The following is a 15889-nucleotide window of genomic DNA, read 5'->3' as shown; positions in this document are numbered from 1 at the left end:
TGAGCATGGTAGATTCTTCCATAAAAAAACAGATAATTGAATATATCGCCCTGACCTTCCTTATAAATACGTGCTCGTAGCACAAGATACCGTTCGGTCTTGAAGACGATTATGAATATGTCACCAGCGTTTAATCTGACGTACAAGCTCTAAGCTTAAGGCAGAGTACAAACTCACCGGTAACATCCCAATGATCAGTTGGGGATCATTAACCTTTGAAAGTCAATGATCAAGATATAAGGCAGAGTTCCTTGGTCATAAAGTGACTAAGTACCATAAAACCTTAACAACTTATTTAACCAATTTATTAACAGCCGGATTTTCTATTGAGCGACTCATTGAGCCTCAGCCTGCTGATTATTTGTTAGATAAAATTGATGGCATGAGAGATGAGCTACGACGTCCGATGATGTTGCTGGTGGTTGCTGAAAAAGCATAAACAGTCTTACTGTTAGCGCTCGCTGGTGTTATTGATTGATATCAATATCAATATCGGTGATAGGCCGGCAACTACAGGCTAATATCTCATCTTTATCAATGAAAGCGATAGGTTTATGACGATATGCCACTTTTCCTTTTCGCAAACGTACCCGGCAGGCACCACAAAAGCCTTCCCGACATTGAAATTCAATTTGAATTTTACTCTGTTCCAGAGCATCAAGTAGACTAGTATGTTGTTCGGAATGAAAAGGGATCAGGATGCCCTGCGCGTTGCGCAGGGTAATTTTATAGCTTGCCATAACGGTTATAACTCAAAGTTACCCAATTCATCGGTATCGACCTGAGCATCAATTTGCCCTACCAAGTAAGAACTCACTTCTACTTCTTGTGGGGCCACCTGAACGTTATCAGAAACTAGCCAGGTGTTGATCCATGGGATTGGATTAGAACGCGTTTCGAAGGGTAATTTTAATCCAATCGCTTGCATACGAATATTGGTAATATATTCGATGTATTGACATAAAATATCTTTATTAAGACCGATCATAGAACCATTCGAGAAGAGATATTCTGCCCACTCCTTTTCCTGTTCGGCGGCTTGTACAAACAATTTGTAACACGCTTCTTCACACTCTTTGGCAATGATGGCCATTTCAGGATCATCTTGACCAGAACGCATCAGGTTTAACATATGTTGGGTGCCGGTGAGATGCAAAGCTTCATCACGGGCAATCAATTTAATAATTTTAGCGTTTCCTTCCATCAATTCACGTTCAGCAAAGGCAAATGAGCAAGCGAAGCTGACATAAAAACGAATCGCTTCTAATGCATTAACGCTCATCAAACATAAATAGAGCTGCTTTTTCAAATCGTGTAAAGAAATAATGACATTTTTGCCATTAATTGTATGATTGCCCTCACCTAACATATGGTAATAGCTGGTCATCTCAATTAAATCGTCATAATAAGTAGAAATATCTTTTGCCCGCTTTAAAATTTCGTCATTAGTTACGATATCGTCAAAAATAATTGATGGGTCATTAACAATATTACGAATAATATGAGTATAAGAGCGCGAATGAATAGTTTCTGAAAATGACCAGGTTTCTATCCAGGTTTCAAGTTCAGGAATTGAAATAAGGGGCAGTAGTGCCACGTTAGGGCTACGTCCTTGAATAGAATCTAATAGTGTTTGATATTTTAAGTTACTGATAAAAATGTGTTTTTCATGTTCAGGTAGCGCTTGATAATCAATACGATCACGAGAAACATCAATTTCTTCTGGGCGCCAGAAAAAAGAGAGTTGCTTTTCAATTAGCTGCTCGAAAATAGGATATTTTTGCTGATCATAACGGGCAACGTTGACAGGCTGTCCAAAGAACATTGGTTCTTGCAATTGATCGTTTTTGGTTTGCGAAAATGTTGTATATTGGTATTCCATATGTCCTCACGTTAAATCTTACAAGCGCCGCCATCACAATCGCTGTCAGCTGATTCAATCACCTCTTCAAGATCGGCTTGACTATCCTCTGCACCATCACGGGTATTATGGTAATAAAGCGTTTTTAACCCATATTTATAAGCGAGTAACAAATCTTTCAGTAATTGATTCATTGGAACTTTATTATTTGGGAAGCGGGTTGGATCATAATTCGTATTAGCAGAAATTGATTGATCAATAAATTTTTGCATAATACCAACCAACTGCAAATAACCGTCATTGTTGGGCATTTGCCATAACAGTTCATAATCATCTTTCAGGCGTTCGTATTCAGGTACAACTTGACGCAAAATACCATCTTTGGATGCTTTAATACTGATATAGCCTCGCGGTGGTTCAATGCCATTGGTGGCATTAGATATTTGCGAAGAAGTTTCTGATGGCATCAAGGCGGAAAGCGTTGAGTTACGCAAACCATATTGCTTGATATCTTTGCGTAAAGTTTGCCAATCATAATGTAGCGGTTCAGATGTTAGTCCATCTAATGATTTTTTATAACTATCAATCGGTAAAATACCTTTTGCATAAGTAGTTTCGTTAAACCATGGGCAAGCACCTTGCTCTTTTGCCAGTTCATTGGATGCTTTCAATAAATAATATTGGATCGCTTCAAAAGTTTTGTGGGTCAGATTATTGGCTCTACCATCAGAGTAGTGAACGCCATGTTTAGCTAAATAATAAGCATAATTTATGACGCCAATGCCTAAAGTACGACGACCCATAGAGCCTTTTTGCGCTGCAACAATCGGATAGTTTTGATAATCGAGCAGTGAATCTAATGCACGCACCGCTAATACCGCCAACTCCTCCAATTCATCCAATGAGGTAATGGCACCCAAATTAAAGGCGGAAAGAGTACAGAGAGCAATTTCACCATTTTCGTCGTTAACATCATTTAAGGGCCTGGTTGGCAAGGCGATTTCCAAACAGAGGTTTGATTGACGAATTGGCGCAACTTTAGCATCAAATGGACTATGGGTGTTACAGTGATCGACATTTTGAATATAAATACGTCCGGTTGACGCTCGCTCTTGCATCATAAGTGAAAATAGATCGAGCGCTTTAACGCGTTTTTGGCGTATGTTTGCGTCTTGCTCATATTTTAAATATAAACGTTCAAATTCGTTTTGATCAGCAAAAAATGCTTCATATAAGCCGGGCACATCAGAAGAGCTAAAGAGGGTAATTTCTTTACCTTTGATAAGGCGTTCATACATCAGTTTGTTAATTTGTACGCCATAGTCCAGGTGACGAACACGATTACCTTCAACGCCACGGTTATTTTTCAATACTAATAGGCTTTCAACCTCTAAATGCCAGAGCGGATAAAATAGCGTAGCGGCACCACCACGTACGCCACCTTGAGAACAAGATTTTACCGCAGTTTGGAAATGTTTATAGAACGGGATACAGCCTGTGTGAAATGCTTCACCTCCCCGAATTGGACTACCTAGTGCACGAATATGGCCGGCATTAATACCAATACCGGCACGCTGAGAAACATATTTTACAATCGCGCTGGAAGTGGCATTAATTGAATCAAGGCTATCGCCACATTCAATTAATACACAAGAACTAAATTGGCGGGTTGGGGTGCGTACCCCCGCCATAATCGGGGTAGGTAGTGAAATTTTGAAAGTTGAGATTGCATCATAAAAACGATGAATATAGTTTAACCGTGTCTCTTTTGGATAGCGTGAAAAAAGGCAAGCTGCAACAAGGATATAGAGAAACTGGGCACTTTCATAAATTTCACCACTTACCCGGTTTTGTACTAAGTATTTACCTTCTAATTGCTTAACTGCCGCATAGGAAAAATTCATGTCACGCCAGTGATCCAGAAAACTATCCATCTGGTCAAATTCTTCAGCTGTATAATCTGTCAGCAGATGCTTATCATATTTACCTATTTTAACCATATGCAAAACATGCTGATATAGTGCTGGTGGTTCAAATTGGCCATATGCTTTTTTGCGTAGATGGAAAATAGCTAATCGAGCTGCAAGATATTGGTAATCGGGTGTATCAGCTGAAATAAGATCTGCCGCCGCTTTGATCATAGTTTCGTGAATATCGGACGTTTTGATGCCATCATAAAACTGGATTTGAGAACGTAGCTCTACTTGTGAAACAGATACATCTTTTAGGCCTTCAGCCGCCCAGGTAATGACTTTATGGATTTTATCAAGATCAATGCGCTCTTTATGTCCATCACGTTTAGTGACTAACAGACTTTGGTTCATGGGTAGATACACCTAAAGTTAACTAGCTAAATATTTATCGATCACTGCACTCAATGGTTAATAACAAAATACAAAACGGTGGGCTGTTAATAGCATATTATGTTTGTATTTTGAACTAAAATGGAGAGCAGTAAACACAATATATAGTGTTTGATTGCGTTTATACTAACAAGATAATGGTATTTGCTACTTTTATCAAGTCTATAAAAAATGGGGTTTTTAGCAATAATCCAACGCTAAATTTTGTTAATTGGCCGATAACACTGTGTGATAATAGAAGAATATTATAATTTATGTTACCGGCAATAGTGAAAAATAAATTTAATAATGGCCTACTGACTGCTGCTTTCTTCAGCAAATGTTAACAATTATTTGTATTTGACAAATGCAACATATAATTAACATCAACATTCGAGCCTAACGAAAATTTGTCGCTGATCGGATTATAATGTAATCCGATCATATGCTGTTCTTGTAAAGAGGTTTTATCTATCCAACTGAGTAGCTCTGAAGGTCGAATAAATTTTTTTACATCATGAGTACCTTTGGGAACTATTTTTAAAATATGCTCAGCGGCAATAATTGCCAATAACCAGGCTTTTTTATTACGATTAATAGTAGAAAAAAATACATGACCGCCCGGTTTGACTAATTTTGCGCATGATTGAACGACAGACTCGGGATCGGGCACATGTTCCAGCATTTCCATACAGGTAACGATATCATAAGTTTTAGGGTATTTTTCGGCATGACTCTCAGCGGTTTCCTGTAGATAGTTGATCTGCATATTGCTTTCTAATGCATGGAGCTTTGCGACTTCCAGCGGCTCTGCGGCCATATCAATTCCTGTCACCAGGGCGCCTTCTTTAGCCATACTTTCTGATAAAATTCCGCCGCCGCAGCCAATATCGAGTACTTTTTTACCAAACAGACCATTAGCCTGTTGCAGGATATAGTTTAAACGTAATGGATTAATCCGATGAAGAGGTTGGAATTCGCTCGTTTCATCCCACCAACGAGTCGCAACAGAGCTAAATTTGTCGATTTCAGCTAGATCAACATTTGCCTCGCTGAGCGAATTCTTGTTATTCATCAGAAAATTTACTCCTTAATTTTTTTATTAACATAGACTGTATAATGGCATTAGGTCATTATACATGTTTTATTGATCATTATGCGTTTCCTGTTTTTATAGAATGGCGATTTTGTGGTATAATTTTACTCCTTAATGAATAAGGAGTATGAGGGACAGTGGCTCCATGAGTGACATAGCAAGAGAAATTACCCCGGTCAATATCGAAGAGGAGCTGAAAAGCTCTTATTTGGATTATGCGATGTCTGTAATTGTTGGACGCGCCCTTCCAGATGTACGAGATGGATTAAAGCCTGTTCACCGTCGCGTATTATATGCGATGAATGTGTTGGGCAATGATTGGAATAAACCGTACAAAAAATCAGCCCGTGTAGTCGGTGACGTCATTGGTAAATACCATCCTCATGGCGATAGTGCTGTTTATGATGCGATAGTACGTCTGGCACAACCTTTTTCAATGCGTTATATGCTAGTTGATGGGCAAGGTAATTTTGGCTCTGTTGATGGCGACTCTGCTGCGGCTATGCGTTATACCGAAGTACGCATGGCAAAAATTGCCCATGAATTGTTGGCAGATTTAGATAAAGAAACCGTTGATTTTATTCCTAACTATGATGGTACAGAGCAGATCCCTGATGTTATGCCAACACGGGTACCAAACTTGCTGTTTAACGGTTCTTCAGGTATCGCTGTTGGTATGGCTACCAATATTCCACCTCATAACCTTAGTGAAGTCATTGATGGCTGTCTGGCTTATATCAATGATGAAAATATTAGTATTGAAGGATTACTGGAGTATATTCCAGGTCCTGATTTTCCAACCGCTGCAATTATTAATGGTCGCCGCGGTATCATCGACGCATATCGGACGGGACGTGGTAAAGTCTATATCCGTGCACGAGCTAACGTTGAAGTTGATGATAAAAGTGGTCGTGAAACAATTATTGTCAATGAGATCCCTTATCAGGTTAATAAAGCTCGTTTAATTGAAAAAATTGCAGAATTGGTTAAAGATAAGCGTGTTGAAGGGATTAGCGCATTACGTGATGAATCTGATAAAGATGGCATGCGTATTGTTATTGAAGTAAAACGAGATGCAGTGGCGGAAGTAGTACTGAATAATTTGTATTCCCTCACTCAACTTCAAGTCTCATTTGGCATTAATATGGTTGCCTTATGTGATGGCCAGCCTAGACTTTTAGACTTAAAAGAAATTCTTGAAGCTTTTGTTCGCCATCGTAGAGAAGTGGTTACTCGACGGACTATTTTTGAATTGCGTAAAGCGCGTGAAAGGGCTCATATTTTGGAAGCTCTCGCCGTCGCATTAGCAAATATTGATCCAATAATTGAACTTATCCGCCAAGCATCAACGCCTCATGAAGCGAAATTGGCTTTGATTGCTCGTCCTTGGCAATTAGGTAATGTTTCTGCCATGTTAGCCAGTGCAGGTGATAACGCTGCTCGCCCTGAATGGCTTGAACCCCAATACGGTGTGTGCGATGGTCAATATTATTTGACTGAACTGCAAGCTCAGGCAATTCTTGATTTGCGTTTGCAAAAATTAACTAGCTTAGAACATGACAAAATATTGGATGAATATAGTGAGCTGCTAAAACTGATTGCCGCATTGCTATATATATTAACCAGCCCAGAACGGTTAATGGAAGTTATCCGTGAAGAGTTGGAAGCTGTTAAAGATCAATATCGTGATGTTCGTCGCACGGAAATTACTGAAAATAGCGCAGATATTAATATCGAAGATTTAATTACCCAGGAAGATGTGGTCGTCACCTTATCACATCAGGGGTATGTTAAATATCAGCCACTATCTGATTACGAAGCACAGCGACGTGGGGGTAAAGGTAAGTCGGCAGCGCGTATCAAAGAAGAAGATTTTATTGAGCGTTTGTTAGTTGCCAATACCCATGACACAATTCTATGCTTCTCTAGCCGTGGCCGTCTCTATTGGATGAAAGTTTACCAATTACCCGAAGCTAGCCGTGGCGCACGTGGACGACCAATAGTCAATTTATTACCGTTAGAACAGAATGAACGTATTACCGCAATTTTGCCGGTACGTGAATTTGATGATGGTCATTATGTATTTATGGCAACCGCGAGTGGTACAGTTAAAAAGACATCACTAAAAGATTTTAGTCGTCCCAGAAGCGCCGGCATCATTGCAGTTAATCTTAATGATGGCGATGAGCTGATTGGTGTTGATTTGACTGCTGGTAAAAATGAGGTAATGCTTTTCTCTGCTGGTGGTAAAGTTGTTCGTTTTGCGGAAAATGCGGTTCGTCCTATGGGACGTACAGCAATGGGTGTTCGAGGTATTAAGTTACAAGCTGGCGATAAGGTCGTTTCGCTGATTGTCCCCCGTGGTGAAGGTGATATTTTAACCGTTACAGAAAATGGTTATGGTAAACGAACTGAGCAGAGTGAATACCCGACAAAATCTCGTGCTATTCAAGGTGTTATTTCCATTAAGGTTAGTGAACGTAATGGTAATGTGGTCGGAGCAATTCAGGTAGAAAAAATTGATCAAATCATGATGATCACGGATGCTGGTACTTTGGTGCGTACCCGAGTTGCAGAGGTTAGCATTGTCGGTAGAAATACTCAGGGCGTTACTTTGATTCGTACTGCTGAAGATGAAAAAGTAGTTGGTTTACAACGCGTTGTTGATCCTGAAGAAGAGGAAGATGATAACCAAACGTTAATAGAAGATACAATCAGCGTAAAAGTAGAGCCTGATATCAATAACGTAGAAGATCTTTCGCTTAATGAGTGATCGATTAGTTTTGTCTGAGCGGGCACAGTAGGTGCCCGTTTTTACACTTTATGTCAATTCATTATTAGTGATAACTTTTTATTATTCCGCTTATCGTATATGCTTTACCACTGATACACTTCTTTTATAGTTAGGACAGTGTTTGAGATATCTATCTTCATTTAGAACGTCATTGAAAATTTCTCGCTATTTGTTCCGTACTCTCGGCGTTATGCTGTGGGCAATGGGAGCAGTAATCACACTTTTTTATCTATTTAATATCTTTAATGAAGTTAAATCTGATATACATCAACAGTATTCATCTACTTATGACAGTATGGTTGAATATGTGCATTATACGGATAAAACCCTGCGATCAATCCAATATATGGTAGATAGCCATATCGAAAAATTAGCGCAAGATCCTAATTATACACCTGTCTTGTCAAAACAACTTAATTTAACCTACTTACCCCTAACGGCAGATGCTGATTGTAGCAAATTGCATGAAACATCAAAGAGTTACTTAGTCGCATTTAATCAATTATTCTCTTTTTGGCGAAATAATATTGTGCCACCACAAGGTTTAAAAACGGTTTTTATTGTTGGCCCAGAAAGTAACTGCATGATTGATTTGGCTATCCGAAACAGTACTACCAGTCTTCAATCGTTTAAAAAAATAATCCATGAAAATATGCGCACTTATATGAGCTTGAGGGCACAAGGCAGAGAGCAAAATATTTATTGGATCACACCAGCCTCGGGAATTGATAATGGCTCTTTCTACATATTGGCGCCTATTTATGATAAAGGGACTTTGATTGGTCTAATTGGTCTAGAACGTTCAATACGCTTGGAGCAATTTAATTTACGCTATGAAAGGCCAATTAGTACCTTCGTTTTAAATGCAAATAATAGATTAGTGTTACATTTTCCGTATGATAGTAATTTAAGATCTGATGATTATGTTTATCAGTTAGAAAACTTTCATTTTGGCTATGATAATGATTTTAGTCGATTAATTTATAAAAACCGCTTACTACCTTCGTTATTAAGTGTTGTTTTTTCTGTACCTATTAGTGATATTCTTAATGAATTTAAGCTATCAATTATAAACGGCATTCTGTTAAATATAATCTCATTTATTTTAATTACTTTTTTGATCTGGCTATTAGAAAGGAAGATGTTATTACCAGCAGAAGATAATGCCATTCGTTTAGAAGAACATGAGCAATTTAATCATAAAATAGTGGCGTCTGCGCCGGTTGGTATCATTATTTTACGTCTTGTTGATGGTGTTAATATATTGAGTAATGAACTAGCCCATGATTATTTTCGATTATTAAGCTATGATGATAAAACCCGTATCCTATCAATTATTCAAGATAAATCTAGTAGTTATATTGATGTTGTTACTACCAGTCATACTCATTTACAAATAAGTTATGTTATTTCTCGTTATCAAAATAAGGAAGTGGCCATTTGTGTTTTGGTTGATATTAGTGCCCGCGTTCAGATGGAAAAATCTTTACATAATATGGCGCAGGCATCAGAGCAGGCTAACCAAGCCAAATCTATGTTTTTAGCAACCGTTAGCCATGAATTACGAACACCACTTTATGGCATCATTGGTAATTTAGAGTTATTGCAATCTTATGAATTACCCATTCAAGCTGATCGCCTTTTGACGACAATGGATCACTCTTCATCATTATTATTAAAAATAATTAATGATATTTTAGATTTTTCAAAAATTGAATCTAAACAACTTAATATTGATCCAGCACCGTTTAATTGCCGTGAAGTTTTCTCATTTATTATTTCTAATTATATTCCACTGATAGGTAAAAAGGGTCTTTCGATTTATTACTATATTGATCCTAATGTGCCCGATATTATTAATGCCGATTCTGTTCGAGTACAGCAAATTGTTTCTAATATTCTCAGTAATGCGATTAAATTTACAAAAACTGGTTTTATTCTGTTAAATATTTTCATAAGAGATTTTTATATTTATATTGAAATTAGGGATACAGGGATTGGTATGCCTGATAATATATTAATGCAACTTTTTGCTCCTTTCTTTCAGATTAAAGTTAATAATGAGAGTTTTTCCCAGGGCACTGGTTTGGGGTTACCTATTTGTGAAAAATTAATTAACTTAATGGATGGCGATATTGAAGTTAACAGCCAGGTTGGTATAGGTAGTAGTTTTACCGTTAGGCTACCTTTGTTTGATAGTGAATATGTGGTTTGTCGCCACCCAGAATATCGGCAAAATTTTCGTATCGGTCTGTATTTTTTTAATCATCACCTGCGAGATTATCTACAAACATATTTAGACTACAATGGTTTTAAGATAACGACAGTTTGCAATGAACACAGTAAAGATAAAATATATGATTTGATTATTACTGATTATGAAGGCTTGGTGGCTGAAAGTAAATTTACACTTAGGCTATTTTCAACTTTTATCGGTGAACCCCAGGAAAATGCGAAAAATGATTGGTTTCATAATACTTACCAACTTGATAAATTAGATGGTTTTATTGATCAATTAGTGATGGAAAATGGTGAGCAAGAGGTTGTTAATCCATCTTCAATAATGTCGCTACCAGATAAAAAATTATGTTTTCTAACGGTATTGATTGTTGATGATCATCCAATTAATCGGAGTTTACTAGCTGATCAGCTGAAATCAATAGGCTTTAATATAGTACTTGCTGAAGATGGGCTAATCGCTTTGGATTATGTTCGACAAAATAATATAGATATCGTTTTGACAGATGTAAATATGCCTAATCTCGATGGCTATGGTTTGACAAAGTTAATTAGAGAAGAAGGTTATGCGATACCCATTGTTGCTTTAACGGCTAATGCCATGGCAGAAGAAAAGCAGCGTTGCTTAAGTGTAGGAATGGATGACTGTCTATCCAAACCGGTTACATTAAAAAAATTAAAGCAATCGCTATTGAAGTGTTGCGATGTTAGTGTATTAGCAACACAAGAAAATAATGATTAAATATTATTTTAATATTCAAATGATTATTAATTTATAAAACAGAATGGAAAACCGATTAACCTTATTCATTGCCCATAGGATTAGGATCAATCAGTTTTTTATTTATATCATATTACTAGTTAATTTCTTTCTCAATTGTGACTGAAGAAAGATAATTTAATAATGCTATATCATTTTCAACACCGAGTTTTAACATAGCCGACTTTTTTTGGCTACTAATTGTTTTAATACTTCGATTAAGTTTTTTTGCAATTTCGGTGACTAAAAAACCTTCCGCAAATAGGCGCAACACTTCACTTTCTTTTGGCGATAAACGTTTATCGCCATAACCATTAGCGTTAACTTTCTCCAATAATTTCGATACATTTTCAGGAGTGAATTTTTTTCCTTTTTGTAAAGCTGATAATGCCTTTGGTAAGTCAGCAGGAGCGCCTTGTTTCAATACGATGCCCTCGATATCTAAATCTAACACAGCACTGAGTATTGCGGGATTATTATTCATGGTAAGAACAATTATTGATAGGTTAGGGTAGTGGCGTTTAATGTATTTAATTAATGTAATTCCATCACCGTATTTATCACCGGGCATCGAAAGATCAGTAATTAGAATATCTGCTTTAAGTTTGGCTATATTATTGATAAGAGATGTGGAATCTTCAAATTGACCAACCAAATTAATTCCCTCGATTTGCTCAAGAGATTTTCGTATACCAAATAGTACAATAGGATGATCATCAGCGATAATGACATTAAGGTTATTCATTTTATTGGTTGCCCTCTGGCATTAGTTTTTTGATAAAGATATCAATATATCTAATGCTATTTAAAATCTCAAATTCATTATTATCTGCTATGTGCTGTTCTAATTGCTCACATGCTTTTTTAAGAAGCTCAAAGTTCAGCATAGCAAAAACACCTTTTAGTCTATGTGCTATATCTTTTAGTTTTTTTAAGTTACCTTTTTCTTGGTTAGTATACAGCTTATTAATATCTATAGGTACTGTAGTAAGGAATAAATTACGATAGTCACTATCAGAAAGCTCTTTTTTATAATCCTCAAGGATTATAAGGTTTGAATTATTGTTATGATTGATGATAGTAAATATTGATTTATCGGTAGATTCTTGCTCCGCAATCAAATTATCTTCGATTAAGATAGAAATTGCATTAATAAGTTCATCATTAAAATTGAAATTACATTTTATCAAATTTTGTTTTACTACTCTATAATTAATAATATTATCAACAAGGTAAATTGTCGGTTTATTATATTCTGTTTTATGATCAGTTATAAATAAATCATAGGATGAATGACAGTTATTTTTAGCCATATCAGAATAATTTGCTCCATAAGTCATTAAATGCTGCTGGATAATTTTATGAATTTCAGGATTTCTAATATCAAGAAGTATATTAATACCATCAAGAAGTGGTAATGACTTGGAACTTTGTTCATTTTCTAATTCTAAGGGCAATGTCACTGTATAATGAGAACCGATTCCAACTTTACTTTTTATGAAAAATTCACCTTTCATAAGGTAACATAGCTGATGACATAGATAAAATGTCATTCCTGAATTGGATAGGGTTCCGTCATTATTTGTTGAACTAGCAAAAGGCATGTGGATATTTGCCAGATCCATAGCATTAAGTCCTATACCGCTATCAATGATCTCAAGGGATAGACGTTTATTTACATAGTTTACAATGACAGTAATTTTACCAAAATTAGTTGTATTGATTGAATAACTCAATAGAAGTGAAATTATTTTAAATAAAGCGTTATTATTTGTGGTGATGTGTTGTTCATAATTTAAATTATTATGATAGTAAAGTGAAAGACCTTTGTTGATAAGCAGTGATATTTTTTCTTTTAGTATTTTATTCATCATCTCAGCGATTGAGACAGGTTTAAATTCATTTGGTTGCTCTAATTTCCATTCACCAGATTCAATGGTATTAAGTAAAGCAATATTATCTATCCAGTTAACAATATAATGTGTTCTAATTAATGATTCATTAATTAAATATTTTATGTTGTGCTCATCAGAGGTTTTTTTGATTTGGTTAATAAGACTATTAATTTCTATAATGGGAGTATGGATCTCTTTACACATGTTAGACAACATCGAGCGTCGGACTTGAATATTTTTTTCATGCTCATGTTTAGCCATCAGTAATTTTTTATTTGTTAGTGCTTCTTTATCTTGATCATGAATAAAAAACATATAAGTATTATCTAATAATTGATTATTAAGTAATTTTATTTCATAAATAGTATCTTCAATTGAAATTTGAATGGCCCCATGATGCTGGATTGCCATGTCACGAATACGTATCAAGTCCATATGGGGTAAAAGTAATTCAGCTATTCCATTACTCATAATTTTGCGATTGGTTGTGAAATTATAAAGTAGAAAACCAATAGGAATATTTGAAATAATATAGTTGCTAATTGTGTTTGTAATTTGTATCTCGTGAAACATATTTTGGTTAGGGGCAACAAAACGTGTCCTGATATACAAGCTGCCAACAATAGAGATGGTTGTAAAAAAACAAATGGCGATTATGGCCCATAAATTATTATATAAAAGATCCCACAAGATATCTTTAATTGGTAATTGATATACTAGCCGGTAAGTTGTTCCGGGAATGGGTTGGGTAAATTGTAGCGAGAGACCATTAAATTCAATATCAACTAGGTTTCCATTGTTGTGTATTATGTCATTTGAAAAGGTAATTGATAAGTATTCAGGATTAATATTTTTTGAGAGTAATAAATTTATTGGTAATTCAAAAGTTATAATGGTAGTCAATTGGCCTGGTGAGTTGAACATTGTGCGGTAAGTATAATAGTATGAATTATCAGGGCGTGTACGATGAATATTTGACAAGCTTTCTCGTTTGTCTATAGCCGATGATAATGTCAACATCTCAGAGCGTTTTTCTTCAGCGGTTAAAGTTAAGTAACTCTCTTTATAGCGAATCTCTGGTTTTAGTATCGAATGGGTAGTCACCAGCAAAAGTGTATTATCAGGACCATTGAGATAGTACATCGAACTGTATTCATTTTTAGCGCCCCAGATTATGCCCATATAGTTAGATAGTTTATAGGCCAGATTAATATTAGTATTATTTTGCCTACCAAAAATAATGGCATCGACATGACGCTCGTAGTTATTGATCCAAAAAATATCAGGGCGCAATTTTATGGGTAAGGGGGTATCACTCTTAGTTTCATCCTCGCCATCGTTTGCAATGTAATAGAGTTGACTTGCGTAATAGCGGTAATCTTCAATTTCATATTCAAGTTGTTTAGTGATGTTACTGAGCGCATTTTGACTATTATTGATCCAATTATGAAAGTAATTGTAGGCAAATAGAAATAACAATAATACAAGCGAGCTGATAAACATTATAAAAAAGCGGGTTAGCGATGAAATTTGTAAGGTTGGTTGTTTATAATCCATTGGTAGAAGAGGCGCCTTTTTATTAAACATGAAGAAAAAAATTAGTATGTTGATTACTATTTAAACAATTCTGTCTTATTATTTTAACAGGTAATTTCGGATAGTATAATTTTAATGATCAAACTTTGAGCAAACGATGAAAAAAATAGTATTTTTTTATATTAAGCTCTAGACAAGGTCATCACATTTCGCCATAATTCCGCGCCATGGAAGGATGGCCGAGCGGTCGAAGGCAGCGGTCTTGAAAACCGCCGATGGGAAACCATCCTAGAGTTCGAATCTCTATCCTTCCGCCAAATTCGCTGGCTTAGCTCAGTTTGTAGAGCAGCTGACTTGTAATCAGTAGGTCACCAGTTCGACTCCGGTAGCCGGCACCAATTAAGTCAAAAGCTACTCAGTTTATCCCACACTACCTTTTAGGTAAGAGGGATATTTCTGGTGTGCTTCTATAGCATAAGTTCCTATTTATTGCCGCTGTTCTATTGAGTAAACAGACATACCTGTCAAACATTTGGTTTGATTTCAATTTAATCCACATTAGTAAAAATAGTATTTGCTGTCTAAAATAGCTGCTCAATCTCATAAAATCATGTAAATGAAATTTTTTAATATTTTAATTTGATTTTAGGAAGCATATTAAACAATTCTTATTTTTAACCTTATCGCAAAAGCGGTATGATCAAAAGTGATGTAAGTAAATATTGTTATGATCATTTGTGGTAATTTCACTGTTTGTTTTGGTGCGTAGCTTTGATATTTATATCCCCGTAATCGACAAGACCATTTTCATCAAAGCATAATTTTTCTTCAATTTTGTCATCATAATGACATACCGTAACTAGGCCATTTTGGTTATATATATATTCATCCGCGACTTTATCGTTAGTGCTCTCATTAGCAAAAGAATATGATTGAATAAGAGAGAGACAAATAATGGATAACATCTTCACGCAATTTTTCATTTTTTTTCCTTTTGTTTTTAACCTAACAATAAACAAAATATCTCTATCAATAATAAATTATGCATATCGATTAATTTTAGATTATTTTATTGCTCTTATCTATAAGATAGTTTACGTTGATTATTTGTTTGTAATTTAAATATGTTACAGAGTAAGATTAATCAAGTTTTATATTTAATATAGTTGATATTGTCAGCGTAAATATTATTAAATAGATTCATGGTAATATACAGTATAGGGCACCTCGAAAAACCTAAGCCGAGTTTGATTTTGCTGATAAAGTTATCGGAAGCTGGTCTACTGAGCTAACCACCATGAAGAAACGCAGCGCCATTAAGAATGACCTCTTTGCAAACCAGTATCACCAACAGACGATCGACAAGT

At 35.7% G+C, this 15889-nt stretch carries 9 protein-coding genes, 2 tRNA genes and 1 pseudogene; 5 read left to right on the top strand and 7 right to left on the bottom strand.

Translation table 11 applies throughout. From position 1 onward, the window contains the following. Positions 1 to 241: 241 nt before the first annotated feature. Positions 242 to 439: pseudogene (locus tag CBG25_RS01290) on the top strand (SAM-dependent methyltransferase); the annotation flags it as partial. Positions 440 to 467: 28 nt separating this feature from the next. On the opposite strand, the gene yfaE reads toward CBG25_RS01290, so the two are convergent. The 4 genes from yfaE to ubiG all read right to left on the bottom strand — a co-directional run bounded on the left by yfaE (position 468) and on the right by ubiG (position 5278). Then, on the bottom strand, positions 468 to 740 hold the full coding sequence (gene yfaE / locus CBG25_RS01285) for a class I ribonucleotide reductase maintenance protein YfaE (RefSeq protein WP_032114658.1): 273 nt from the start codon (positions 738 to 740) through the stop codon (positions 468 to 470). A gap of 5 nt (positions 741 to 745) precedes the next feature. Beyond that, positions 746 to 1882, bottom strand: coding sequence for a class Ia ribonucleoside-diphosphate reductase subunit beta (gene nrdB / locus CBG25_RS01280; RefSeq protein WP_290603957.1), 1137 nt, complete (start codon positions 1880 to 1882; stop codon positions 746 to 748). An 11-nt stretch (positions 1883 to 1893) separates the two neighbouring features. Beyond that, positions 1894 to 4185, bottom strand: a complete 2292-nt coding sequence (gene nrdA / locus CBG25_RS01275) for a class 1a ribonucleoside-diphosphate reductase subunit alpha (RefSeq protein ID WP_290603956.1) — start codon at positions 4183 to 4185, stop codon at positions 1894 to 1896. Positions 4186 to 4546: 361 nt separating this feature from the next. Then, entirely contained in the window at positions 4547 to 5278 is a 732-nt protein-coding gene (gene ubiG / locus CBG25_RS01270; RefSeq protein WP_290603955.1) for a bifunctional 2-polyprenyl-6-hydroxyphenol methylase/3-demethylubiquinol 3-O-methyltransferase UbiG, read from the bottom strand. 166 nt (positions 5279 to 5444) lie between these two features. Here ubiG and gyrA point away from each other — a divergent pair, with 166 nt between their 5' ends. Together gyrA and rcsC are read left to right on the top strand one after the other, a co-directional pair. Then, entirely contained in the window at positions 5445 to 8072 is a 2628-nt protein-coding gene (gene gyrA / locus CBG25_RS01265; protein ID WP_290603954.1) for a DNA topoisomerase (ATP-hydrolyzing) subunit A, read from the top strand. A 142-nt stretch (positions 8073 to 8214) separates the two neighbouring features. After that, positions 8215 to 11073, top strand: coding sequence for a two-component system sensor histidine kinase RcsC (gene rcsC, locus CBG25_RS01260; protein ID WP_290603953.1), 2859 nt, complete (start codon positions 8215 to 8217; stop codon positions 11071 to 11073). A 115-nt stretch (positions 11074 to 11188) separates the two neighbouring features. Here rcsC and rcsB read toward each other — a convergent pair whose 3' ends face one another. Together rcsB and rcsD are read right to left on the bottom strand one after the other, a co-directional pair. Then, on the bottom strand, positions 11189 to 11836 hold the full coding sequence (gene rcsB, locus CBG25_RS01255) for a response regulator transcription factor RcsB (RefSeq protein WP_032114652.1): 648 nt from the start codon (positions 11834 to 11836) through the stop codon (positions 11189 to 11191). Position 11837: 1 nt separating this feature from the next. After that, positions 11838 to 14543, bottom strand: coding sequence for a phosphotransferase RcsD (gene rcsD / locus CBG25_RS01250; RefSeq protein ID WP_290603950.1), 2706 nt, complete (start codon positions 14541 to 14543; stop codon positions 11838 to 11840). 208 nt (positions 14544 to 14751) lie between these two features. Here rcsD and CBG25_RS01245 point away from each other — a divergent pair. Continuing rightward, positions 14752 to 14839 (top strand) — tRNA-Ser (locus CBG25_RS01245). A gap of 5 nt (positions 14840 to 14844) precedes the next feature. Then, a tRNA-Thr gene (locus CBG25_RS01240) sits at positions 14845 to 14920 on the top strand. Between the two features lie 348 nt (positions 14921 to 15268). Here CBG25_RS01240 and CBG25_RS01235 read toward each other — a convergent pair. Then, positions 15269 to 15493, bottom strand: a complete 225-nt coding sequence (locus tag CBG25_RS01235; protein ID WP_290603948.1) for a hypothetical protein — start codon at positions 15491 to 15493, stop codon at positions 15269 to 15271. Between the last annotated feature and the right edge of the window lie 396 nt (positions 15494 to 15889).

This window comes from Arsenophonus sp. ENCA (genome assembly GCF_002287155.1).
In the GTDB taxonomy this organism is placed as follows: Bacteria; Pseudomonadota; Gammaproteobacteria; order Enterobacterales; family Enterobacteriaceae; genus Arsenophonus; species Arsenophonus nilaparvatae.
This window is presented reverse-complemented; position numbering and strand designations above follow the sequence as displayed.

Bases quoted from the DNA above. Each gene is read 5' to 3' on its own strand.
- gyrA (WP_290603954.1), top strand. From the start codon at position 5,445: ATGAGTGACATAGCAAGAGAAATTACCCCGGTCAATATCGAAGAGGAG.
- rcsB (WP_032114652.1), bottom strand. From the start codon at position 11,836: ATGAATAACCTTAATGTCATTATCGCTGATGATCATCCTATTGTACTA.
- ubiG (WP_290603955.1), bottom strand. From the start codon at position 5,278: ATGAATAACAAGAATTCGCTCAGCGAGGCAAATGTTGATCTAGCTGAA.
- nrdB (WP_290603957.1), bottom strand. From the start codon at position 1,882: ATGGAATACCAATATACAACATTTTCGCAAACCAAAAACGATCAATTG.
- yfaE (WP_032114658.1), bottom strand. From the start codon at position 740: ATGGCAAGCTATAAAATTACCCTGCGCAACGCGCAGGGCATCCTGATC.
- nrdA (WP_290603956.1), bottom strand. From the start codon at position 4,185: ATGAACCAAAGTCTGTTAGTCACTAAACGTGATGGACATAAAGAGCGC.
- rcsD (WP_290603950.1), bottom strand. From the start codon at position 14,543: ATGGATTATAAACAACCAACCTTACAAATTTCATCGCTAACCCGCTTT.